The 22,136-nt window shown below is 70.8% G+C and carries 17 protein-coding genes; 7 read left to right on the plus strand and 10 right to left on the minus strand.

What is annotated here, in order from left to right; all coding sequences use genetic code 11:
• Positions 1–197 precede the first annotated feature (197 nt).
• Together C475_RS04850 and C475_RS04855 are read left to right on the plus strand one after the other, a co-directional pair.
• A complete protein-coding gene (locus C475_RS04850) occupies positions 198–1,376 on the plus strand; it encodes an aspartate kinase (protein ID WP_049930109.1) in 1,179 nt (392 codons plus the stop codon).
• Between the two features lie 210 nt (positions 1,377–1,586).
• On the plus strand, positions 1,587–2,939 hold the full coding sequence (locus tag C475_RS04855) for a tryptophanase (protein ID WP_049930112.1): 1,353 nt from the start codon (positions 1,587–1,589) through the stop codon (positions 2,937–2,939).
• Positions 2,940–3,018: 79 nt separating this feature from the next.
• Here C475_RS04855 and C475_RS04860 read toward each other — a convergent pair whose 3' ends face one another.
• From C475_RS04860 to C475_RS04870, 3 genes are all read right to left on the minus strand, one after another.
• Entirely contained in the window at positions 3,019–3,345 is a 327-nt protein-coding gene (locus tag C475_RS04860) for a hypothetical protein (RefSeq protein ID WP_006882661.1), read from the minus strand.
• Positions 3,346–3,491: 146 nt separating this feature from the next.
• Positions 3,492–4,199, minus strand: coding sequence for a metallophosphoesterase family protein (locus C475_RS04865; RefSeq protein ID WP_006882662.1), 708 nt, complete (start codon positions 4,197–4,199; stop codon positions 3,492–3,494).
• 246 nt (positions 4,200–4,445) lie between these two features.
• Positions 4,446–5,069, minus strand: coding sequence for an IMP cyclohydrolase (locus C475_RS04870; protein ID WP_006882663.1), 624 nt, complete (start codon positions 5,067–5,069; stop codon positions 4,446–4,448).
• A gap of 121 nt (positions 5,070–5,190) precedes the next feature.
• On the opposite strand from C475_RS04870, the gene C475_RS04875 reads away from it, so the two are divergent.
• On the plus strand, positions 5,191–5,910 hold the full coding sequence (locus C475_RS04875) for a hypothetical protein (RefSeq protein WP_049930116.1): 720 nt from the start codon (positions 5,191–5,193) through the stop codon (positions 5,908–5,910).
• A gap of 346 nt (positions 5,911–6,256) precedes the next feature.
• On the opposite strand, the gene C475_RS04880 is transcribed toward C475_RS04875, so the two are convergent.
• From C475_RS04880 to C475_RS04900, 5 genes are all read right to left on the minus strand, one after another.
• Positions 6,257–7,399, minus strand: a complete 1,143-nt coding sequence (locus C475_RS04880) for a Gfo/Idh/MocA family protein (RefSeq protein ID WP_006882665.1) — start codon at positions 7,397–7,399, stop codon at positions 6,257–6,259.
• Between the two features lie 81 nt (positions 7,400–7,480).
• The gene (locus C475_RS04885) at positions 7,481–8,275 is read right to left on the minus strand and encodes a hypothetical protein (RefSeq protein ID WP_006882666.1); all 795 of its coding nucleotides are present in this window, start codon (positions 8,273–8,275) and stop codon (positions 7,481–7,483) included.
• A 127-nt stretch (positions 8,276–8,402) separates the two neighbouring features.
• Positions 8,403–9,431, minus strand: coding sequence for a Gfo/Idh/MocA family protein (locus C475_RS04890; protein ID WP_006882667.1), 1,029 nt, complete (start codon positions 9,429–9,431; stop codon positions 8,403–8,405).
• A 39-nt stretch (positions 9,432–9,470) separates the two neighbouring features.
• Positions 9,471–9,893, minus strand: a complete 423-nt coding sequence (locus C475_RS04895) for a DUF1648 domain-containing protein (RefSeq protein ID WP_006882668.1) — start codon at positions 9,891–9,893, stop codon at positions 9,471–9,473.
• Between the two features lie 76 nt (positions 9,894–9,969).
• Positions 9,970–11,007: a radical SAM protein gene (locus C475_RS04900; RefSeq protein WP_006882669.1), complete on the minus strand. Its 1,038-nt coding sequence runs from the start codon at positions 11,005–11,007 to the stop codon at positions 9,970–9,972.
• Positions 11,008–11,205: 198 nt separating this feature from the next.
• Here C475_RS04900 and C475_RS04905 point away from each other — a divergent pair, with 198 nt between their 5' ends.
• Entirely contained in the window at positions 11,206–12,387 is a 1,182-nt protein-coding gene (locus C475_RS04905) for an MFS transporter (RefSeq protein WP_006882670.1), read from the plus strand.
• 83 nt (positions 12,388–12,470) lie between these two features.
• Positions 12,471–13,556, plus strand: a complete 1,086-nt coding sequence (locus C475_RS04910) for a DUF373 family protein (protein WP_006882671.1) — start codon at positions 12,471–12,473, stop codon at positions 13,554–13,556.
• Here C475_RS04910 and C475_RS04915 read toward each other — a convergent pair.
• Positions 13,553–13,909, minus strand: coding sequence for a hypothetical protein (locus C475_RS04915; RefSeq protein ID WP_006882672.1), 357 nt, complete (start codon positions 13,907–13,909; stop codon positions 13,553–13,555). The two genes, C475_RS04910 and C475_RS04915, sit on opposite strands and share 4 nt — an antisense overlap.
• A 227-nt stretch (positions 13,910–14,136) precedes the next feature.
• Here C475_RS04915 and C475_RS04920 point away from each other — a divergent pair, with 227 nt between their 5' ends.
• Positions 14,137–18,219: a PAS domain S-box protein gene (locus C475_RS04920; protein WP_152436331.1), complete on the plus strand. Its 4,083-nt coding sequence runs from the start codon at positions 14,137–14,139 to the stop codon at positions 18,217–18,219.
• Positions 18,220–18,308: 89 nt separating this feature from the next.
• Entirely contained in the window at positions 18,309–20,570 is a 2,262-nt protein-coding gene (locus C475_RS04925) for an NHL repeat-containing protein (RefSeq protein WP_006882674.1), read from the plus strand.
• A gap of 180 nt (positions 20,571–20,750) precedes the next feature.
• On the opposite strand, the gene icd is transcribed toward C475_RS04925, so the two are convergent.
• Positions 20,751–22,028 carry an NADP-dependent isocitrate dehydrogenase gene (gene icd, locus C475_RS04930; RefSeq protein ID WP_006882675.1) on the minus strand — a complete coding sequence of 426 codons (1,278 nt, stop codon included), beginning with the start codon at positions 22,026–22,028 and terminating at the stop codon, positions 20,751–20,753.
• Between the last annotated feature and the right edge of the window lie 108 nt (positions 22,029–22,136).

The following is a 22,136-nucleotide window of genomic DNA, read 5'->3' on the forward strand; positions in this document are numbered from 1 at the left end:
CTCGACCTGCTGTCCGACCGCGAGAACGGTCTCGTCTACGAGAATACCGACGACGTGTCCACCGCCGTCGCAGAACTTGCCGCGGAAATCGAACGATAGTGGAGTCTGACCGCCGCGCAATGGACACAGTTATTCGGGGAGAGAGATAACACCGCTCCACCAGCCATGCGCCACGCACACACGAAGCGGGTGATCCGATGCGAGTCGTAGTGAAGTTCGGGGGCACGAGTCTCGGGAACGGCGCGCGCGTCACGCGGGCGGCCGACTCCATCGCGCAAGCGATCGAGAACGGCCACGAGGTCGCCGTCGTCGCCAGCGCGATGGGGTCGACGACCGACGACCTGCTCGACGACATCAACTACGAGGCCGAGGACGCCGACCGCGCCGAGATCGTCTCCATGGGCGAACGGACCTCCGTCCGGATGCTCAAAGGGGCCCTCGCCGCTCGCGGCATCGACGCCGACTTCTTCGAGCCCGGCAGCGAGGGATGGCCGATCATCACCGACGAGTACGGCGAGGTCGACGTCGACGAGACGAAGAGACGTGCCAGCGCGCTCGGCGGCCAGCTCTCCGACGTAGTGCCGGTCATCACCGGCTTCCTCGCCCAGGACCACCAGGGCAACGTCACCACGCTCGGTCGCGGCGGCTCGGACACCTCCGCCGTCATGCTCGGCAAGTTCATGGACGCCGACGAGGTCGTCATCGTCACCGACGTCGAGGGCGTCATGACCGGGGACCCCCGCGTCGTCGAGGGCGCCCGCAACGTCGGCGAGATCACCGTCGACGAACTGCGTTCGCTGTCGTTCCGCGGCGCCGAAGTCGTCGCCCCCTCCGCGCTGTCGTACAAGGACGCCGACCTTGGCGTCCGGGTCGTCCACTACCAGCACGACGACCTGCTCACCGGCGGCACGTCCATCGAGGGCGAATTCCAGAACCTCATCGACCTGCAGGAAGAGCGACTGGCCTGCGTCACCGTCGCCGGCCGCGCGATCCGCAACAGCCCGGGCATCCTCGCCGATCTGGCCGCCGCGCTGGGCGACGAGGGGATCAACATCGACGCCAACTCCTCGGGGATGGACTCGATCACCTTCTACGTCGACGCCGAGGACGCCGAGGACGCCGAGGCGCTGCTGCACGACGAGGTCGTCGACGGCGAGGCGCTCTCCAGCGTCACCGTCGAGGACGACATCGCCGTCGTCCGCGTCACCGGCAGCGACCTGCCCAACCAGCCCGGCATCGTCAAGCGCACCATCGATCCCGTCTCGGAGGCTCACATCCACCTCTACGACGTGATCACCTCCGCGACCTCCGTCTCCGTGTTCGTCCCCTGGGACGACCGCGAGCAGACGCTCAAGCTCGTCCAGGACGTGTTCTGAGACGGCGTATTGCGAGACAGCCCGGGCGACGGTTGGGCGCGTGACCAAGTCGCCGAGCGCGTGTTCGTCGCGAGCGAACCCGCCGAGTCGCCGGCGTTGGGCGAGCGGGTACCCGCCGATGGACGGACCTGCCCGTCACGGGCCGGACGCGCTCACCGTCGCACTGTCCTGTCGGACATCAAATAAGCCCGTCCCGGGCGGAGGTGGTGTATGCGCTCGTACGCCACGCGGATGGCAACTCCCGTCGATCTCCCCTCGCGCGAGGAGCGCGCGGCGGCCCTCGAATCGGCCGGCTACAACCTCTTCGACGTGGCGGCCGACCGGGTGTTCGTCGACTTGCTGACCGACAGCGGGACCGGAACGATGAGCGACGCCCAGTGGGCGGCCGTGCTCCGGGGCGACGAGTCCTACGCCGGGTCGTCGTCGTTCCGGCGACTCCGCGAGGCCGTCGCCGACGTGATGGGCTTCGACCGCGTCGTCCCCGCTCACCAGGGTCGGGGCGCCGAGAACGTCCTGTACGGAACGCTCGTCGCCGAGGGCGACCGCGTCCTCAACAACACGCACTTCGACACGACCCGCGCCCACGTCGCCGCCAACGGCGGCGAGGCCGTCGACTGTCCGGACCCGGCCGCCAGCGAGCCCGACGCCAACGACCCGTTCAAGGGGAACTTCGACGTCGAGGCCGGCCGCGCGGCCGTCGACGAGGTCGGTGCGGCGAACGTCTCGGTCGTCGTCCTGACGATCACGAACAACTCCGCGGCGGGCCAGCCGGTTAGCGTCGAAAACACCCGCGAGGTGGCCGCCTTCGCCGACGAGATCGGCGCCACCTTCGTGATCGACGCCTGCCGTTTCGCCGAGAACGCCCACTTCGTCACCGAACGCGAGCCCGAGTTCGCCGACGCGACCGCCGCCGAAGTCGCCCGCGAGCAACTCGGGTACGCCGACGCTATCGTGATGAGCGGCAAGAAGGACGGGCTCGTCAACATCGGCGGCTTCGTCGCCGTCGACGGCGGCCTCGACGACCTGTTCGAGCGGGCGAAACAGCGGGCGATCCTCTACGAGGGCTTTCCCACCTACGGCGGGCTGGCGGGCCGGGATCTGGAGGCGATGGCCGTCGGCCTGCGCGAGGCGGTCGACGACGACTACCTCGCCCACCGCGTCGGTCAAGTCGCCGAACTCGGCGCCGAACTCGCCGCGGCGGGGCTCCCCGTCTACGAACCCGTCGGCGGCCACGCCGTCTACGTCGACGCCGGCGCCGCCCTCGATCACGTTCCGTCGTCGGACTTTCCGGGGCAGGCGCTCGCTTGCGAGCTGTATCTGGAGGGCGGGGTCCGAACCGTGGAACTCGGGAGCTTCGCGTTCCCCGAGACCGAGCGGCCGGAGTACGTCCGCTTCGCGGTCCCACGGCGCACCTATCACCGCGAACACTTCGAACACGTCGGCGAGACGGCCGCGGCCGTCGTCGACCGGGCCGACGAGCTGACGGGGTTCGAGGTGGTCGACGAGCCGCCCATGAAAGAGTTGCGCCACTTCTCGGCGGACTTGCGGCCGCTCGACGGGTGATTTCCGGCCGACTTCGAGGGAGCGAGTAGGGTTGGGTTCGGACGGCGACCGTGGTCGGGACGGGGCGCCTATCTGTCGCTCACTTCGATATTCGACTGTACGAGACACCAACGACGACGGCTCCGACCATCATCGCACCGATCCATCGGACAACGCTGCCATAGGAGAGTAACGGGAGCGCAACGAGTGAGACGAACGCCAGTGATAGACGGACTACTTCGGGGCCTTCGGCGGCGATGTAGACCGTTCCAGCGACTACGAGACCGATCCCTAGGGCAGCGAGGAGTGACGTGAACCCGAACGAATCTCGGAAGACGAGGCCCACGATAGCGAACAAGAGACCGATGAGGACGATACTCGACTCGGAGACCGTGGGTGTGCTTCGATTCTCTTGGAGGGCGTCCATGCGTGATATACCAGCACTCGTACTACCTAAGATTCTGTCGTTCAGTGCGCGCCCCGAATCTCGCACGCGCCTCTGAAGACAGCCGTTTCGAACACGATTGCCAGTAGTCAGTACGTACGCGAAACCGAACACAGTCGGAGCGGGGCTCACTGTCCGGAGCGCAGTCGGGTCCCGATCCGCAGCGGCAGATCGGCCTCGCGGACGGCGTCGACGACGCGGTCCACGTCGTACTCGACGCGACGGGCCTCGATCTCGCGGCTGTCGAAGTCGACCAACGAGTACGCCGCTCTGGGGTCGCCGTCGCGCGGTTGCCCGACCGCGCCCGGATTCAGTATCAGCCCCTCGTCGAAGAACTCGTGGCCCTGGACGTGCGTGTGGCCCGTCACGAGCACCTCCTCGTCGCCGAGCATGTCGGGCTCGTACTCCTCGGGGTAGGTGTAGCGGTCGGGGTCGTTGGGGTGGCCGTGGACGATGCGCAGCCGGCGGTCGCAGACGACCCGCTGTTCGGGCAACTCCCCGAGCCACTCCAGTTGGTCGTCGGTGCAGGTCTCGCGGGCGTGGTCGACCGCGGCGGCGGCCATGTCGTTGAAGCCGTAGGCCTGGTCGAACGCGACCGCCCGGTCGTGGTTGCCCATCACCGTCGGAACCTCGCCGTCCGGCAGCATCGCCGCCGCCTCGTCGCTCAGCCCGTGGTCGCCCTCGCCACGGATCGCCGCCGCGCACTCGGCGTGCCAGGGGTTGTACCCGACCACGTCGCCCGCACAGACGAGCAGGTCCACCGACGGCATGTCCTCCAGCACCGCCTCCAGCGCCACGAGATTCCCGTGAATATCCGAGATGACGCCCACCTTCATGGCCTGGCCTGCGCACCCCTCGGTCTTAGTAGTACGGCAAAATCCTGTCAGAAATCGGTTTTTTCGGAGTGCGCACCGACGCCCGCGAGGCGGGGAGTGCGGTGCCGACCGCGACCGGCGACCGAAGGGAGCCGAGAGCAGGGCGACCCGCCTCGCTTTGAGGGCTCGCGCGCGTGGCTTACTCGTCCTCGCTTGGTTCACGGCTCCCTGCGGTCGCCGTTCACTTCGAGAGCTTGTTCCCTGCGGTCACTCGCCCTCGCTACCGTTGTAGATGGCCGTCTCGAACCCGCCCGCGCTGTCGCCGGAGACACCGACGGCACAGACCTCGTGTTCGAGGTCCATCTGGTAGACTTCGCTGGCGGCCGCGGCGGCGTCGGTCGCGTCGAAGTCGACCGGTTCCGGGCTGTCCTTCTCGTAGGTGGCGACGAGCGTCGGTTCGGTGAGCTCCTCGACGAGCAGGGCGTCGCGGCGGACGGTCCCGATCACGGCGCCGGGGCCGTCGGCGTTCGTACTCGGATCGTCCGCGTCGACGCCGACGATCCCCGCGACGCGCGGGGTGTCGTAGTCGTCCTTCTCGAAGTCCAGCGCCAGTAGCGGCTCGGCGACGGCGTCGCGGGCGGGGTAGCCCAACTCGAGCTTCTCGGCGATGGGGTCGACGTGCGAGCCGTTGCCGATCACGGCGCCGTTGTCCGTGAGTCGGAGGCAGTTGTACTCGACGTAGGGGTTGTCCGTCTCGGGGGCGTCGGCCGTCGGGCCGACGGTGACGGTGCCCGGCTCGCGGCCGGTCGCTTTCCTGTTCGGGAACGAGCGCGAGGAGACGCGGTAGGCGCCCACTTCCGGCGCGACGACGACGAAACGTCCGACGTACATGGCCAATCGTCGGCCCCAGGATCGAAAGTAGGTGTCGATACGGTGCGAAGCGTCGCGGGTTCGGTCCCCGTCGCCGGACGGGAACGCGGGGGTTATGCCCATCGCCCGCGTGGATCCGTCGATGACAGCAGGGCTCGACGCGGACGTGGTCGGCGCCGACGCCGCCGCCGACCGCCGGGACGAACTGGTCGCGCAGGTCACCGACCACGCCGGCCGCATCGCGCGCGAACTCGCCCGCCTCCAGGGCGGCGACTACGGTCAGCGGGAGTTCGACACCGACGGCGGGACGTGGACGCTCAAGTACGAGGGCGGCGACGTCGACTACCTCCGCTTCGACGGCCGCGGCGACGACGTCTACGTCGTCTCCACCAAGCAACCGCCCGACCCCGAGGCGCTCGCCCGGGCCATGGCCGACTACGACGCCTTCGTCGAAGCCTTCAACGAGTACGTCCGCTCACTCGACGGCGTCCTCGACGACACCGCCGACGAGCTCCCGGCCATCGAGTCCGTCGACTCCGTAGTCGAGGCCCGCGAGCGCATCCTCTCGCGGATGCGCGAGACCTGCGACCTGATGGCCGAGCAGCTCAACCGCGTCGAGGGAAACGACTACGGGACGTTTTCCGCTCGTGTGGGCAGTTCCCGCTGGGAGCTGAAGTGGGAGGAGAACCGCGCCAGCTACCTCCGCGTCGGCGGCGAGGGCGGCGTGTACCTCCTCTCGCAGTACCAGCCGCCCGCCCCGAAGGACCTGCGCGCTCACGCCGACGGGTTCTCCGGGTTCGTCGACGCGTTTAACGAGCATGTTTCGGAGATCTCTGAGTCGCTCGACACTGTCGAGTTGTAGCGCGAGGTGGCTGTTCTGTGGTCGGTAGATATATTTTAGCTGTACCTGGGTCAGCCGCGACTTCCGAAGAATGCCGAAAGCCCTCGGTCCGCTCGCGGCCGCTGAGCGGGATATTCTCGCTTCCCTCGGTCGCTCGAATCGTGCCACGCTCAGCGACTAAACGGAACGCGAGCGGACCTCGCCCTTTCAGTCCGCCAGGGGCAGGGCCGCGATCACACCGTACAGCACCGCAGACGGCCACACGCCTCCCCAGCCGGTTGCGATGCTCGCAAGCTGCGCTTCTCATCCCTCGCACGGTTACGGTCGCGCGCATGAAAGCGCGCGCCACCTGTAAAATTATAGTCTGCTACAACTCCACGGCCGTCGATTCCGACTTTTCGGCGATCTCCTCGGCGGTCAACTCGCGGCCGGCCTCCTGCGAGAGGTAGATGCCCTCCATGATGCGCATGGAGTTGAGCGCGAGCGCGCCGGTGTCGATGGGGTCGTCGGCGTCGCCCTCGATGGTGTCGATCCAGTGGGCGAACTGGTCGCCGGTATCGGTGGGCTCGTAGCCGTCGCCGGCGATGAGGCCCTGGCGGCGCTCGTACTCGTCCAGATCCAGCGAGACGGTCGCCTCGTAGTCGCCCGTGGTGGTGTAGAACTCGAAGGGGTCCAGCTGCAGGCCGCCCTGCGAGCCGGCGACGACGCTGGGCCGGTCGGGGAGGTACATGTGCCAGGCGGCCCGGAGTTCCAGCACCGATCCGTCGGCCAGATGGGCCATCCCGACGCCGGAGTCCTCCACGTCGTAGCCCGATTCGTCCAGCCGACCGGTGTAGGTGTCGCGGTTCTCGCCGACCTGCTCCTCGGCGTAGGCGTCGTCGGTCTTCTCGAAGGTGGCGCCACCGACCCGTTCCACGTCGGCGTTGCCGAGCAGGTACAGGAGCTGGCCGAGGACGTAGGTGCCGATGTCGATGACCGGGCCGCCGCCGGCCGAGTCCTTGGAGACGAAGCCGGGGGTGCCGTAGCCGTCGATGTACGGGCGACCGCGGCGGCGCGAGAAGACGCCGCGGGCGTAGTAGGGTTCGCCGAGTTCACCCTGATCGACGAGGCGACTGGCCGCGCGGGTCTCGTCGTTGAACAGGTCGTAGTTCTGGACGCCGATGTGGACGCCCGCGGCGTTGGCGGCCTCTGCCATGGCCTTCGCGTCGGTGTAGGTGGCGGCCATGGGCTTCTCGGTGAAGATGTGCGCCCCCGCGTCGGCGGCGGCCTCGGCGACCGGCCGGTGGAGGTTGTTGTGGACGCAGACGCTCACCGCGTCCAGGCCCGCGTCGTCGAGCATGTCCCGGAAGTCGCCGTACACGTCGGCGCCGTGGCTCGCTGCCAACTCGGCCGCCGCTTCCTCGTCGATGTCCGCGACGGCGACCACGTCAGCGCCGTCGACCTCGCCGTATGAGTCGGCGTGGGCCTGTCCGCGGTTGCCCGCGCCGACGATGCCGATATCGACTGTCATGGACACGGATCGCGCGGGAACGGACAAGAACGCGCGCTTCCCGGAGAGTCGCGCCCCGACTCTCCGCCGGTTGCGGGCCGGCTACTCGTCGACGACGACCACGATCCGCTCGCGCCCGCTCTCGGCCGGGCAGTCGTCGGCGCGCTCGACCGGGACCGGCGCGTCCAGCGACTCGACGACCGCCTGCGGCGCGAGGACGGTCATGTCGACCCGCAGCCGGCCGTTCCCGCCGACGCTCGACGGGAAGTACGACCCGTTGGTCCCGTAGAGGACCGGCGTATCCGTCCGGCCCGTCCCGTTGAAGACGCAGGCCCGCGCGGCCGGGAACGAGACCTGCTCCCGGTAGACGAAATCGTTGTCGACCGTCGCCGACCCGACGACGACCGCCGCCGACTGTTCAGGGTCCGCGGGCAACTCCGCCGAGCCGTGAACGCTGGTCTCGTAGGACAGCGGGCTCGTCCCGAGGTCGGTGGCGACGAGCGCGCCGCCGGCGAGGGCCACCACGACGACGGCGGCGACGGCCTCCCCCCGGCGGAGCCTGTACCGGCGCTCCTCGACGACGTAGATCGCGCCGAGCAGCGCGACCAGCGCGAGCACGACGAACACGAACGTCCCCGTAGCCCCGAAGCTGTGCGTCGACGCCGCGTAGCCGGCGGTTCCGGCGACCAGCGCGGCGTACAGGAACAGCGACCCCTGGCGAAAGCGGGTCGTCGCCGCCCCGACCAGCGCGAGGGTCGCCGCCAGCGCGAACAGCGCCGACTGGACGGTCACCGACAGGTCCGGCCCGACGCGTCGCGCGAACACCGCCACCGCGGCCACCACCGCTATCGCGGCGACGAGTTCGCCGACCCGCCACCCGAGCGACCGCTCGCTCATCGGCACACCTCCGTCGCCGGACCGAGAGACACTGCAGACACACCCGCGCGTTCATGTCAAACCCACAAAACACCTGCGACCGAGCGGCGTGCGCCGGCGCTCCCTGCGATCCCGTCCGCGGCGGGCGTCAGTCGACGAGCGGGAGCCCCTCGCCGGCGTCGGCGCTCCGACGGGCCGTCTCGACGATCCGGTGGGCCTCCCGGCAGAAGGCCGGGTCGCTCGGCCCCTCCGGGTCGGCGCCCGTCTCCAGACAGTGGACCAGATACGAGACCAGATCGCCGTCTCGGTCGGGTAGATCGTCCGGTTCGACCGCGTACCCCTCGGGCCGCTCGGCGGTCGTCACGCGGATCGGCGTCCCGCGTTCGCGGGTGCTGATCGCCCCGTCGGACCCCGCGATCTCGTAGCCCGTCGCCGGCTGGGGTTCGGCCTCCCAGGGGTGGCTGAGCAGTCGCCAGTTCGTCTGGAGCGTCGACAGCCCCGCCTCGTACCGACAGACCGTCGAACTCTGTACGTCCACGGCCAGGTCCTCGGGGACGAACCGCTCGGCTGTCACCCGCTCGGGGAGCTCGCCGCCGCGGAACCACGTCGAAAATGTGGCACCGTACCCCAGGTAGTCGAGCATCGAGCCGCCGTCGTCGGCGTCGTAGAACCACGACTCGGCAGGCGGTGCGCCGGCGTTCCCGCCGTAGTACTGCACCTCCCGAACGTCGCCGACCGTCCCCTCGGCGACCAGCCGCCGGAGTGTGTGCATGAGGGGATCCCACGTCGACGGCCAGTTGATCACGAACAGTTCGTCGTCGACGGCGTCGAGCATCCGGTCGCAGTCGGCGAGCGTGTGGGCCATCGGTTTCTCGACCGCGAGCGCGTCGATATCGTAGCCGACGACGCGCTCGACGAACGCGGCGTGCTCGGCGTTGCGCGGACACCCCAACACTACGTCGGGGTCGGTCGCTTCGAGACAGTCGTCGAGGTCGGAGAAGACGGCCGATTCGGGCACGTCGAGGTCCGCCACCGCGCCTTCGAGTGACCCCGTGGAGGTTTCGGGGCGCTCGTCGCAGACGCCGACGAGTTCGGCGTCGGGGTGGTCGCGCACCCACTCCAGGTTTCGGTTCTGGTGCATCTGGTCGAAGTTCGCGCCGACGAATCGCCAGGACATACCCATCGATGGCCGCGGGCGGGCAAGGCGTTTGGGGCCTCAGGCCAGTCCCGCCCGTCCCTCGCGGGCGACCGTGTAGCCGACCACGACGACCATCCAGACGGCGACCCCGGCCATGAACAGCCCGAACGGCACCTCGTGTCCGAGGTTCCAGGCGAACAGGAGTCCCTGAACGGCGGCCATCAGCGCCATCGTCGCGGCGGTCACGACCCCCAGAACCGACGGGTCCTCCGGCGGATCGATGCGACCCGCGCCCTCGATGAACAGCATCGTCGCGAGCATCAGCGCCGGGAGCGACACCACGGCGACCGGCTTCGACGTGACGTTGTCGGGCTCGCCCGACGCCGAGAAGTGGACCGCCATCTCCGCCGGAAGCTGCTCCCACAGCGCCAGCCCCGACAGCAGCGTCGCCACGATCAGCGCCAGCGACAGCCAGTCGTAGCGGTCGAGTCGGAGGGCCATGTACAACTGTTCTCACTCGACTGTCAAGAAGCCGTTCGGTTCGGTGCGACGAGTCGCCGGCTGTGGCCCCGGGCGCTCAGTCGCCCGCTGCGGACTGGCCGCCGCCGCCACTGCTACCGGTCGACAGCGGCGTACGCTCGACGACCGTCCCGTCGTAGGTCGGGTACTGCTCGACGATCTCTCCGCTCTCGACGTCGCCGTCCTCGACCATCTCTTCGAGCAGCCACCACGCGACCTCGACGTGTTCGGACTTGGCGGTGTAGTACTCCTCGGGGACGCCCAGCGCGTCCATGCGCTCGGGCTCGGCCCACGTCTTCCCGTAGACGAGCGTCCCGTCGTCGGTGATCTCGTCGAAGGGCCGCCGGAGCGTGCGGGCCATCCGCTTGAGCCGTCGGCGGTGCTGGGCGGCGTCCTTGAAGACGCTCGTGCAGAAGTACACCTGCTCGTGGTCGCCCATCTGGTCCAAAATTTCCTCGCGCGGGCTGTCGACGGCGCTCATGTGCTCGTCGCGGAGTTCGAAGCCCTCCTCCTGCATCCGGCGGTAGTTCCCGTCGGACATCTCGAACTCGTTGATGTTGCAAAAGTCCGCCGCACCCTCGTCGAGGAAGTCGATGAACTCCTGTTCGGGCCGGATGCCCGGGATCTCGAAGGCGGGCGTCAGGCCCTCCTCGCGGGCGATATAGAGGATCTCTTCCCACTCGGTGCCGTGGAGGTCGCCCCACTGCTCGTAGGGTGGGTGAAAGCGGATCTCGTCGAGACCCGCTTCGGAGAGCCGGCGCATGTTCTCGCGGCCGCCGGTGATGCCGGTGTAGAGGTGCGTGTGGAAGTCCTCGCCGTACTCGTCTTTCAGCAGGGAGAGATAGCGGGTGGTGCGGCCCATCGCCTCCTGGGGCTCGCCGCCGGTGATAGACGCCCCGAGCGCGTCCATCCGCTCGGCCTCTTCGAGCACGTCGTCGTCGGACTCGACGGGGCGCTCGTTGGCGTACACCTGGTTGACGTTCTTGCGGTTCTCGCCGAGGGGACAGTAGAAACAGTCGCGCTGGTCGCAGTAGCCGTAGACGAACAGCACCATCTTCCCGCCTTTGGCGCACTGTTCGCAGCCCTCGGATATCATTGCCCCTACCTATCCCGTCGAGCGGGAAAAGTCGTGCGTTCCCGAATCGGGGGTGTGAATCGGTGGCGTTCGACCCGCGCGCGAACCGGAAACCTCGGCCGCGAACGCGACCCTATTAGGGGTCCACCCGTTCGACTCGGCCAGTGAGCCGGAGCGAGTCGCACGTAAACGGATCGACGGACCCGACGGGCCACCGACGTGACTGACTCGACCGACCGCCACGAGCGCCTGCTGTGGACGGTCGCCATCTTCGCGTTCGTCACGACCGACGCCGTCGGGTTTCAACTGCGGGGCGCCCTGCTGCCCAGTATCGAGGGCAGCTTCGAGGTCTCGCAGGCGGCGCTCGGCCTCGTCGCCACGGCGGGCACGCTGGGGTTCGTCGCCTCGGTGCTGGTCGTCGGGCTGGTCGCCGGGCGCATCGACATCTACCGCGCGCTGGTGGGGAGCGCCGCCGTCGTCGCCGTCGGCGCCGTCCTCACGGGGATCGCGCCGGTCTTTCTCGTCTTCCTCGCGGCCCTCTTCCTCCGCGGGGTCGCTACCGGGCCGTTCCGCGCGCTCGACCGCGCGGTGCTGGGCCACCTCTACCCCGACGGCCGCGCGCGGATCTTCAACCGCTACGCCCTCGTCTGGGCCGCCGGCGCCGCCGCGGGGCCGCTGGTCGTCACCGCCGCGCTCGCGGCCGGGAACTGGCGGTTCGCCTACGGCGTCGTCGCAGTCGGCTTCCTCGTCTCGACGATCCTGCTCGCCCGGCTGGACCTGCCCGACTCGGTCGCGACCGAGCGGGAACTCACTCTCGACGACCTCCGGGAAGTCGTCCGCAAGCCCGCCGTCGCCGGGATGACCGGCGTACTCGTGTTCAACGGCGGCATCGAGGGGACGCTGTTCACGTGGCTCCCGTACTTCGCCGGCCGACAGCTCCCCGCCGCCGAGGCCAATCTCGTCCTCTCGACGTTCCTCGCCGCCTACGTCCCGGGCCGCCTGGCCTACAGCTACCTCGCCGACCGCACTGGCCGCACGCTCGACCTGGTGCTCGTGACGCTGACGCTCACCATGCCCGCGTTGCTCGCGACGATCTACCTCGCGAGCGGGCGCTGGCTGTTCGTCGCGGTCTTCGCGCTCGGGCTGGTGATCTCGGCGACGTTCCCGACGCTGTCGGCCTTCGGCATGAACGCCGCCCCGGAGTACAGCGGCCCCGTCAACGCCATCTCGACGAGCGCCGGCTACGTCGGCATCGCGCTGGTGCCGCCCGTCGTCGGCCTGCTGGCCGAGCGCGTCGGCCTGCGCGGGGCGCTCGGAATCTTGCCCGTCCTGCTGGTGGCGATGCTCGTCGTCGCCGCGGTGACGCGGGTGTATCAGGCTCGTCGCGGCGCGCCGACGTGAGCGCCCCCGTCCCGACACGTCGCCCCCACACCACGCGATACACCCCCGAAGACTGATACAGGCCCGTTGCCTACGCCCGATCGATGCTGCTGGTCCTGTGCGTGGACCTCGACGACGACCTCGGTCGGAAGACGGGCGTCGACACGCCGGTGGTCGGCCGCGACGCCGTCGAGGCCGCGGCCGTCGAGTTGGCGACCGCAGACCCGGAGGACAGCGACGTGAACGTCCTCTTCGAGGGGCTGCACGTCGCCGACCGGGTCACCGACGAGTCCGTCGAGGTGGCGGCGGTGACGGGCGTCGACGGCAGCGACGTGGCCGCCAACCGCGCCGTCGGCGAGGAACTCGACGAGGTGCTCGCCGGACTCGTGACGGGCGAGGACGTGCGCGCGGTGGTCGTCACCGACGGCGCCCAGGACGAGTCGGTGCTGCCCGTCATCCGCTCGCGGGTGCCCATCGACGGCGTCCAGCGCGTCGTCGTCCGCCAGGCCCAGGATCTGGAATCGATGTACTACACGATCAAGCAGGTGCTCGACGACCCGGAGACCCGGGGGACGATCCTCATCCCGATGGGGATCGTCCTGCTGATCTACCCGCTGTCGCTGCTGGCCGAGCGCCTCGACATGCCCGGCGCGGTCTTCGGCGTCACGTCGGCGCTGATCGGCTTCTACCTGCTGTCCCGGGGGCTGGCGCTGGGCGAGCGACTCGACTCGTTCGTCGACCGGATCCGCGAGGGGCTGTACGCCGGTCGCGTCTCGCTGGTGACGTACTTCGTGGCCGGGCTGCTGTTGATGATCGGCGGGTTCACCGGCGTCCAGACGGTCCAGGACCTCCAGGCGGGTACGGGCGACGCGCTGACGGTCATCGAAGTGATCGCGGCGATGGTGTACGGATCGCTTCGCTGGTTCGCCGCAGCCGGCGTGACGAGCAGTTTCGGCCGCGTCGTCGACGGCTACATCGACGGCGAGTTCGAGTGGCGCCACCTCAACGCGCCCGTCTACGTGCTGGCCATCGCCTTCGTCCTCCACGGCGTCACCAGCTTCGTCCTCGCCTACGGCGACCTGTCGTATCTCGCCTTCACCCTCACCGGCGCGACGCTGCTCGGCCTGGCCAGCACCTTCGCGCTCGCGCTCGCCGAGTCGCGGTTCGGGGGGCGGGTCAACCCCACCTAGGACCGCTCTCGGGACTGGCTCACCAGGAACCCGCAGCCGGCGATCAGGACGATGACCCCGCCCAGCAGGAGCCGCCCGCTCCCGGTCGCCGTCCCGACGACGATCCCCGTCCAGGCGAGGCCGAAGATGCCGTGGGCCAGCGCGAACAGCCGCCGGCCCCGCCGGTAGAAGACGACCGCGCCGAGCAACAGCGCGGCCGCGAGGACGGCCGCCGAGAGCGCGACCGGCCGCACCCGCAGGCCGCCCAGCGGGACGGGCCCCACGAGCGGTTCGAGCAGAAAGGTCAGCCCCGCGAGGCCGACGAGCGTCCCGACGGCGGCCGGTCCGGGTTCGAGGTCGAGCGTGTCGGTCACGGCGCGTCGTTGGGACCGGACCGCGGTGAACCTTCCGACGGGTCCCGGGGGCGGGACACGGCAGCGACCGCCGTCTGCGACGCTCTCACCCCCGGCGACGGTACTTTTATCGCGCCCGCCCCGCTATCCGGTGTCGTGTCAACGATCGGACGAGGGTGTGGCCGGGCGACCCGTGGGAGGCCGCGGCAGTGGCCGCCGCCGGTCGGTCGGACGGTTCGGAGCCGACGATGACGGACGGCGATTCGGAACCGTCCGTCGGAGAGCCGACCGATAGCGAGTCGACGGAATCCGCGGCGGCGACCGGCGGCGCGGTCGCCGACGCGGTCCGGGGTCGTCGGTGTGTCGCCGTGGCGCTCGCGGACGGCCGCGTCGCCGACGCGACGGCCCCGCTCGACGACGCCCTGGGAGTGGCCACGGCGGTCGCAGCCGGCGACGCGGACTTTTACGACGGCCTCGCGGCCGCCGCGACGGACGCCGCGCCGGTCGAGCGGATCGCGGCGGCGGCCGCCGAGGGAGCGGCGACCGACGGGACCGCGGTGGCGGTCGAGACCGACGCGGGCCGGCGGGTGTTCCGCCACGCCGGTCTGACGTGTCCCCCCGGCTCGGCGGCCGACCGGGTGGCGCTGTTCGAGGACGTGACGCGACTCCGGGAGGGCGCCGAGCGGCTCGACCTGTTCGAGACGCTCGCCGAGCGCGCCCGCGACGGCCTCGTCGCGACCGACGGTGCGGGCCGGGTCGCCTACTGCAACGAGTCGTTCGCGGCCTGGCTCTGCGCCGACCCGGCGACGCTCGTCGGACAGCGGGTCGAGCGGCTCGTCACCGAGCGCTCCGCGTGGGCGGCCGCGGTCGCCGACCTCGACCCCGAGACCGAACTGACTCACGAGCTCGCGTTCGACGGCGACGGGGCGTGCGTCGAGCTCTCGGTCGCGCTGACCGGGCGGCCGGACGGTGGCGTCCTCGGCGCGGTTCGCCGTCCCGGAGGGGAGGCCGAGCGGGCCGACCGCGTCGAGCAGTACCGGACGCTCGTCGAGAACGCGGCCGACCCGATGTGGGTCGTCGACGCCGACGACCGGATCACACTTGCCAACGCGGCGATGGGCGAGTTCCTCGGCGCCGACCCCGCGGACCTGGAGGGGCTGCCGGTGAGCGATCCGGTTCCGTCCGGGGCGGCGGAGCGGATCGCCGCGGCCCTGGAGACCGTCCGCGCGGGCGACCGCCGCCGGTGGCACGACACCGACCTGCGGCTCCCGGACGCCGACGGTCGCGACCGTCGGTTCGAGGCCACCTTCGGGCCGGTGCGGGCCGACGGGGCCGTCGTCGGAACGGTCGGCACCTTCCGGGACGTGACCGAGCGCGAGCGCCGCCGGACGGAACTCGAACGGCTCCGACGGCTGCTCGCCGGCGTCGTCCGCACGGACATCGCCGAGGGCGTCCGCGAGATCGGCGAGCTGGCCGACCACCTGGTCGAGACCGTCGACGGGGAGCCCGCGTCGCTCGCGGCGGCGATCCGCGAGTGCGCCGACGCGCTGGCGGCGCTGGTCACCAAGACCGCCGCGGTCGACCGCATCGTCGACACCGACCCCGAACCGACGACCGTCGCCCTCGACGAGGCCGTCGACAGAGCCGTCACGTCGGTCGGCGACGACGCGGCGGCGACCGTCGACGTGGACGTGCCGTCGGTCGACGTCCGGGCCGTCCCGGTCGTCGACCTGGCGGTCCGCAACCTCCTCGAGAACGCCGTGGAACACGGTTCCACGAGCCCTGCTTCGCAGACTCAGCAGGACGCGCTCCGCAACGCCGGCGAGGCGCCGACCGTCTCGGTGACGGCCGAGGTCGCGGAGCGGTCGGTGGCCCTCTCCGTCGTCGACGACGGTCCGGGGATCCCCGACGCGGAGCTGGCGGCGCTCGAACGCGGCGCGGAGACGCCGCTGGAACACGGCAGCGGCGTCGGCCTCTGGCTGGTCGAGTGGGTCGTCGCCAAGTCCGGCGGCGACCTGTCGTTCGCGACCGACGACGGCACCCGCGCGACGGTCCGGTTCGACCGCGCCGATACCGCGAACGCTCCGCTGAGCGGGTCCGACGGCGAGGGGCCGACCGATAGGGAGTCCGACGACGCCGACGTGCGCGTCTGTCACCTGGACCCGGACCGCTCGGCGACCGCGCGGATCCGGGACGCCGCCGCCGGCGTCGCCCCGACCGTCACGGTCGAGCGCGCCGAGGGGGTCGACGGCGCCGTCGACGCCCTGGCGACCGGCCGCGTCGACTGCCTGGTGATCGACCGCCTCGACGACTCCGGGTGGGACCGACTCGCCGACGCGGCCGCGGCGGCCGACGCCCCCGTGGTCTGCTACGCCGGCGCCGCCCATACCGGCGACGAGGCGCGTCTCACTGCCGTCGACAGCCTCGTCGAGAAGGGTACGGGGACCGCTCCGGCCGCGTTTCTGGTCGAGAAGGTCCTCGCGCTCGTCGGCGCCGACGCCGACGCGCCTCGAGAGCGGGACGCCGGTGCGGGGACGGCTGAGGGCGGTAGCGATGCAGGAGCGACCGGGGGCACTGTCGACGCCGACGAGGCCGGCGATCCGTCCACCGCCGAACTCACCGAAGCAACCGACCCGTCCGTCGGTGCGGCGCTCCGCGTCGTGACCGACGCGGGAACGGTGACCCGCGTGCCGGACGGCCATCCCGGGTTCGCCGACGCGGTCGACCCGCCGGCGGACGGCGAGGAAGCGACGGTCGGGACGAGTCGGCGCCGCGTCGGCGAGTGGACCCTCTCGCTGTCGGTCGAGGGCGACGACATCCGGGTGCGCTACGCGCGGGACCTGACGCCCCAGGTCGAGCGCGAGCGCCGTCGCGCGCTGCTGTCGGCGCTGGTCGACCACGCCCGCGACCGCATCTCGGTCGTCGACGCCAACGGCGAGGTGGTGTACCACAACGAGGCGTTCGCCGACGCGCTGGGTCACGAGGACATGGTCGGGGTCCACTCGGCGGAGTTCATGGCGCCGGGCGAGCTGGAGAAGGGCCAACTGGCCGTCCAGCGGTTGCTCGCGACGCCGGAGCTGGACAGCGAGGCCCTCGACGTGGCCTTCGAGACGGTCGACAGCGAGCGGGTCACGCTGGCGGTCCACTTCGCGGTCCGGCGCGAGGCCGGCGAGTACGCCGGCGTCGTCAACGTCGCTCGCGACGTGAGCGGCGCCGCCGCGGACCCGTGGCTCGAACGCTCCCGGACGCTCGTCGAGAGCGCCGGCGACCCGATGTTCGTCACCGACGCCGACGGCCGGCTGATGCTGGTCAACGAGGCGCTCGAACGCCTGCTCGGTCGCCCCCGATCGGCGCTGCGGGGCACCCACGTCGAGACGGTCTTCCCGACCGTCACTGCCGACGGCGACCGACGCTCGGACGGCGACACCGGCGAGTGGTGGCGGCCCGCGGGCGCCGATCGGACCTTCTCCGCGCGCGTCCGGGACGCCGACGGCGACCGCCACCGCTACGAGCTGACCGTCGCCGACCCCGACGCCTTCGACGGGACCGTCTGCACCTGCCGAGAGGTCACTGCCCGCGAGCGCCGCGCCGAGGAACTCGCCCGGCTCAAGCGGGTGCTCGGCCGGGTCCTCCGGCACAACCTCCGCAACGAACTCACGCTCGTGACCGGCCACGCCCAGCTCGTCGCTCGCGCGCTGGCCGACGGCGACGACACCGGTGACGTCACCGCGGAGGCCGGTGTCGGCGACACCGTGGGCGATACCGACGACCCGCTCGCGCTGGCGCGGTCGATCCAGCGCGCGAGCGACGACCTCGCGGCGACGGCCACGACGGCCCGCGCGGCCGAGCGGGCCCTCGAACCCCGCGACGCCGAGCACGTCCAGTCGCTCTCGACCGCCGTCGACGCGGCCGCCGAGGCCGCCGCCGAGCGCCGCCGGCCCGTGACGCTCTCGGTGACTCTCCCGGACGACTGTTCGGTCGTCGCCCCGCCGTCGATCGTGACGGCGCTCGAAGCGCTGTTCGGCGCGCTCGCTCGGGACGGCGACACCGACGCCCCGACCATCCGGGTTCGGGCGAGCGAGGTCGACGGACGCGTCGACCTCCGCGTCTCGCTCCCGAACGCTCGGGTCGACCGCGAGACCGTGGCCCCGTTCGTCGCGCCGCCCGAGGCGGCGCTCGACCACCACAGCGACGCCGGCGCCTGGCTGTTCGCCTGGGTCGTCGACCGCGCAGACGGGCGGGCCCGCGTGGACGACTCGTCGGACTCGCCCGCCGTCGTCGTCTCGCTGCCCGCCGCCGATGGGACGGCGGGCGAGTCTCCAACGGAGTGACGCCCCGGGGCCACGCGACGCGCCTTCGCGCCCGGCGCGACGCCCCGGTCGATAGTAACTACCATAGACGTGGCAACTGATCGATCTGTATGGTCGGGTTCAGATTCCGTGGGTACTACGGGTCGCGGGCGACGGACGGAGCGAGGGCGGCGGCTCCCTCACGACCGGGTGGCGGCGCGGCGAGCGACGGCGGGCGCGCGACCGACGGGGCGGCGGACCACACGGCGGCGCTGGGGGCAGTCGGCCTCCGACTGGCGTCGCCGGTCGGGACGGCCCAGGACGGGGAGGGCAACGTCTGGCTCGCCGACGCGGGGCACAACCGTCTGCTCGTCGTCGACGACGGCCTGGAGCGGCTGCTCGCGGTGGTCGGCGGCGTCGGGACGGAGCCGGGTCGCTTCGACCTGCCGATGCGGCTCGCTCACCATCCGACCGACCGGTCGATCTACGTCGCCGACACCGGTAACGGCCGGCTCCAGCGCCTCGACTACGAGTACGACGGGACGGTCCCTCGCGTGACCGGCGCCGAGCCGTTCGCGGCGGACGGCGGGTTCCACCCTAACGGCGTCGTCGCACACGAGTACTGGGACGGCGTCCGAGTGATCGCCGCCGACGAGTTCTACCGCGAGGGCGGCGACCTCCGGGGGCGGCTGGTCGTCTTCGGCGAGTCGGGCGAACAGATCCGGTCGATCCGCACGGTCGGCGACGACCACGGGACGCCGCTGTACTGGCCCCAGGGCCTCGACACCGACGACGAGGGGCGGATCTACGTGGCGAACACGGGCTACGGCGTGCTCCACGATGGGCCGACCGGGCCGCCGAAGCTCGCGACGGTCGTCCGCTGCGACCGGACCGGGGGGGCGGCGCCTTTCGAGGGACTCGCCGACGAGGTGCTCGCCGAGTTGCCGATGCCGCGGGACGTGGCCGTCGTCGGGTCGGGCGCCGACGCGCAGATATTCGTCCCCGACGCGGCGACCGGGCGGATCCACGCCTACACGAGCGTCGGCATCGCCGACGGCGCCGTCCCCGAGGACGGCGAGGACATCCGGGCGAACGCCGCCCTCGAAGACGGGATCGGGATCCCTCACGACGGCGCTCGTCCGCCGGTTGACGACTCCGCTCCGGCCGACGCCGGGGGCCAGGACCGCTTTCGTGGCCCCGTCGGGGTCGCCGGCTTCGAGGGGGTTTCGGTGCCGGATTCCGACGCCGACGACCCGACGCTCGCGGTGCTGACGGCGGAGGCGCTCGCGGGGCGGATCGGTGCGTACGCCCTCGACGTCCACACCGAGTCCGCCCGCCGGCTCGGGTCGGTCGGCGCTCCGCGCGACCGACCGGGCCAGTTCTCGACCCCGACCGGGTCGGTCGTCGTCGACGACCCCGAGTCACCGCTCGGTCGCTGCGCCCTGGTCGGCGACGGCGGGAACGGGCGCCTCCAGCGCGTCGATTTCGCCGCCGCGACCGACGGCGGCCGCGTCGCCGACGCCGGGGGTGATCGCGGTGGGGCCCGCGCCGACGGCCGCGTCGACCCGGTCGCCCTGCCCGCGACGCGATTCCCCTTCGGACTGGACTACTGGCCTGCCGGCACGGGCGGCGGCGGGCGGCTGTTCGTGACCGATTACACCGCCCACTACCGCGAGGCCGAGGGGGTCGGTCAGATCCACGTCTACGCCGTCGACGAGGACGCCACGAACGCGAGCGGCGAGCGCAGTGGCGCCGGCGTCTCGCTCACCCTCGTCGACTCGTTCGGCCCCTGGGGAATGGGCGACGGCGAGGTGAAGCTCCCGCGAGGGATCGCGGTCGAGCCCCGAGGCGAGGGAGTGGCCCGCGTGTGGGTCGCGGACTCGGCGAACGGACGGATCGGCGTCTGGGACTACGACCGCGTCCTCGACGGCGCCGACCCGCGGGGCGACAGGGGCTGTTTCGGGCACATCGACGGCGGGTTCTGGAACCCCTCGGACCTGGCCGTCGGCGAGCGCGGCGTCTACGTCGCCGACGAGAACAACAACCGCCTCCAGCGCTTCGACGGCGACGACTGGCACCCCGTCGGGGAGCCCGGCTACGACGGCGACCGCGAGTTCCTGCTCCCCATCTCCGTCGCCGCCCGCGACGGCTATCTCTTCGTTCTCGACCTGGTGAGCCGCTCGATCCGGGTGTTCGCGGAGGACGCGGCAGCCGACGGCGGCCTGCGCCCGGTCGACGAACACCGGGCGTTCGGCGGCGACGCCACCGCCGGGGAGCTGTGGCTGCCCTACCTGCTGTCGGTCGGCGACGTTTCGGACGCGCCCGGCGTCGACGTCGTCGTCCCGGACTCGACGCTGCACGTCGCACAGCACTACGCGTGGGACGGGGCGTAGGACGGCGCGGCCGCTGGACGGAGCGGCGACGCGAAAAAGCGAGCGAGCGAATCCGAGCGGCGTCGACGACGAGAGTTTTTCGATGTTCTGGCGGCTACGCCGCCAGAGCGGGAGGAACTCGTTACGCGAGTTCCTCGATGTTCTCGGAAATCGAAGATTTCCGAGCGCACGAAAAACTCTCTACGAGAGTTTTTCGATGTTGTCGACGATGGCCTCGGCGTACTCGTCGGTGCCGAGTTTCTCGGCGTCGTCGAGCTGGCGTTCGAGGTCGTAGGTGACCTTGCCCGAGGAGATGGTCTCCTCGACGGCATCGCGGACGAGATCGCCGGCGTCCTTCCAGCCCATGTAGTCGAACATGAGCCGCCCGGAGAGGGTCATCGCGGTCGGGTTGGCCTTGTTCTGGCCGGCGCGCTTGGGCGCGGAGCCGTGGACCGGCTCGGCGAGCACGCGGGCGTCACCGAAGTTGGCGCCCGGCGCGATGCCGAGCCCGCCGATCTGGGCGCCGGCGGCGTCCGAGAGGTAGTCCCCGTTGAGGTTCGGCATGGCGAGCACGGAGAACTCGTCGGTGCGCAGCTGCATCCACTGGAGCATCGCGTCGGCGAGTCGCGACTCGACCATGACGGCCTCGTCCGGGACGTCGATGTCGTCCTGCTCCTCCCACAGGGAGTCGGGGGCGGCGAAGACCTCCTCGTCGTCGTACTCCTCGTCGGCGACCTCCATGCCCCACTCGGTGAACTGTCCCTCGGTGAACTTCATGATGTTCCCCTTGCCGACCAGGGTGACCTTGTCGCGGTCGTGTTCGAGGGCGTAGTCGATGGCCTTGCGGACCAGACGCTTGGAACCGAACTCCGTGATCGGCTTGATGCCGATGCCGATCGGGCCGTCGTGCATGACGTCGTCGAAGCCCATCTCGTCTTCGACGAACTCGCGGACCTGTTCGACTTCCTCGGTGCCCTCCTCCCACTCGATGCCGGCGTAGACGTCTTCCGTGTTCTCACGGAAGGTGACCATGTCCATCTCTTCGGGGGCCTTCATCGGCGACGGGACGCCGTCGAGGTAGTACGTGGGTCGGACGTTGGAGTAGAAGTCCAGCGTCTGTCGCAGCGCGACGTTCAGCGACCGGAAGCCGGCGCCGACGGGCGTCGTCAGCGGGCCCTTGATCGCGACGCGGAACTCGTCGATGGCGTTGACGGTGTCGTCGGGCAGGTTCTCGTCGTACTTCTCGCGACCCGACTCACCGGCGTAGACGCGCATCCAGGACACGTCACGCCCGGTCGCGTTCGCCGCGGCCTCCAGCACCTTCTGGGCGGCCGGCCCGACGTCCTGCCCGATGCCGTCGCCGTGGATGATCGGGACGATCGGCTTCTCCGGCACGTCCAGTTCGTCCGCGTCCTCGTCGACGACCTCGATCGCCGTTCCGTCAGCCGGAACCTCAACCTTGTCGTACTCGTATTCCATACGCCGCCATTCCACGTTCGGGCCTAAAGGACTGCCGTTTTCCGTGAGGCGATCTCGACGGAACGAGACACCACGATCCCCGCGTTTGTTCCGGATCGTCGAACATGA

Source organism: Halosimplex carlsbadense 2-9-1 (assembly GCF_000337455.1).
Classification (GTDB): Archaea; Halobacteriota; Halobacteria; order Halobacteriales; family Haloarculaceae; genus Halosimplex; species Halosimplex carlsbadense.

What these genes read in the sequence shown, in the direction of transcription:
- C475_RS04850 (WP_049930109.1), top strand. Translation starts at nt 198, where the DNA reads ATGCGAGTCGTAGTGAAGTTCGGGGGCACGAGTCTCGGGAACGGCGCG.
- C475_RS04855 (WP_049930112.1), top strand. Translation starts at nt 1,587, where the DNA reads ATGCGCTCGTACGCCACGCGGATGGCAACTCCCGTCGATCTCCCCTCG.
- C475_RS04860 (WP_006882661.1), bottom strand. Translation starts at nt 3,345, where the DNA reads ATGGACGCCCTCCAAGAGAATCGAAGCACACCCACGGTCTCCGAGTCG.
- C475_RS04865 (WP_006882662.1), bottom strand. Translation starts at nt 4,199, where the DNA reads ATGAAGGTGGGCGTCATCTCGGATATTCACGGGAATCTCGTGGCGCTG.
- C475_RS04870 (WP_006882663.1), bottom strand. Translation starts at nt 5,069, where the DNA reads ATGTACGTCGGACGTTTCGTCGTCGTCGCGCCGGAAGTGGGCGCCTAC.
- C475_RS04875 (WP_049930116.1), top strand. Translation starts at nt 5,191, where the DNA reads ATGACAGCAGGGCTCGACGCGGACGTGGTCGGCGCCGACGCCGCCGCC.
- C475_RS04880 (WP_006882665.1), bottom strand. Translation starts at nt 7,399, where the DNA reads ATGACAGTCGATATCGGCATCGTCGGCGCGGGCAACCGCGGACAGGCC.
- C475_RS04885 (WP_006882666.1), bottom strand. Translation starts at nt 8,275, where the DNA reads ATGAGCGAGCGGTCGCTCGGGTGGCGGGTCGGCGAACTCGTCGCCGCG.
- C475_RS04890 (WP_006882667.1), bottom strand. Translation starts at nt 9,431, where the DNA reads ATGTCCTGGCGATTCGTCGGCGCGAACTTCGACCAGATGCACCAGAAC.
- C475_RS04895 (WP_006882668.1), bottom strand. Translation starts at nt 9,893, where the DNA reads ATGGCCCTCCGACTCGACCGCTACGACTGGCTGTCGCTGGCGCTGATC.
- C475_RS04900 (WP_006882669.1), bottom strand. Translation starts at nt 11,007, where the DNA reads ATGATATCCGAGGGCTGCGAACAGTGCGCCAAAGGCGGGAAGATGGTG.
- C475_RS04910 (WP_006882671.1), top strand. Translation starts at nt 12,471, where the DNA reads ATGCTGCTGGTCCTGTGCGTGGACCTCGACGACGACCTCGGTCGGAAG.
- C475_RS04920 (WP_152436331.1), top strand. Translation starts at nt 14,137, where the DNA reads ATGACGGACGGCGATTCGGAACCGTCCGTCGGAGAGCCGACCGATAGC.
- C475_RS04925 (WP_006882674.1), top strand. Translation starts at nt 18,309, where the DNA reads ATGGTCGGGTTCAGATTCCGTGGGTACTACGGGTCGCGGGCGACGGAC.
- icd (WP_006882675.1), bottom strand. Translation starts at nt 22,028, where the DNA reads ATGGAATACGAGTACGACAAGGTTGAGGTTCCGGCTGACGGAACGGCG.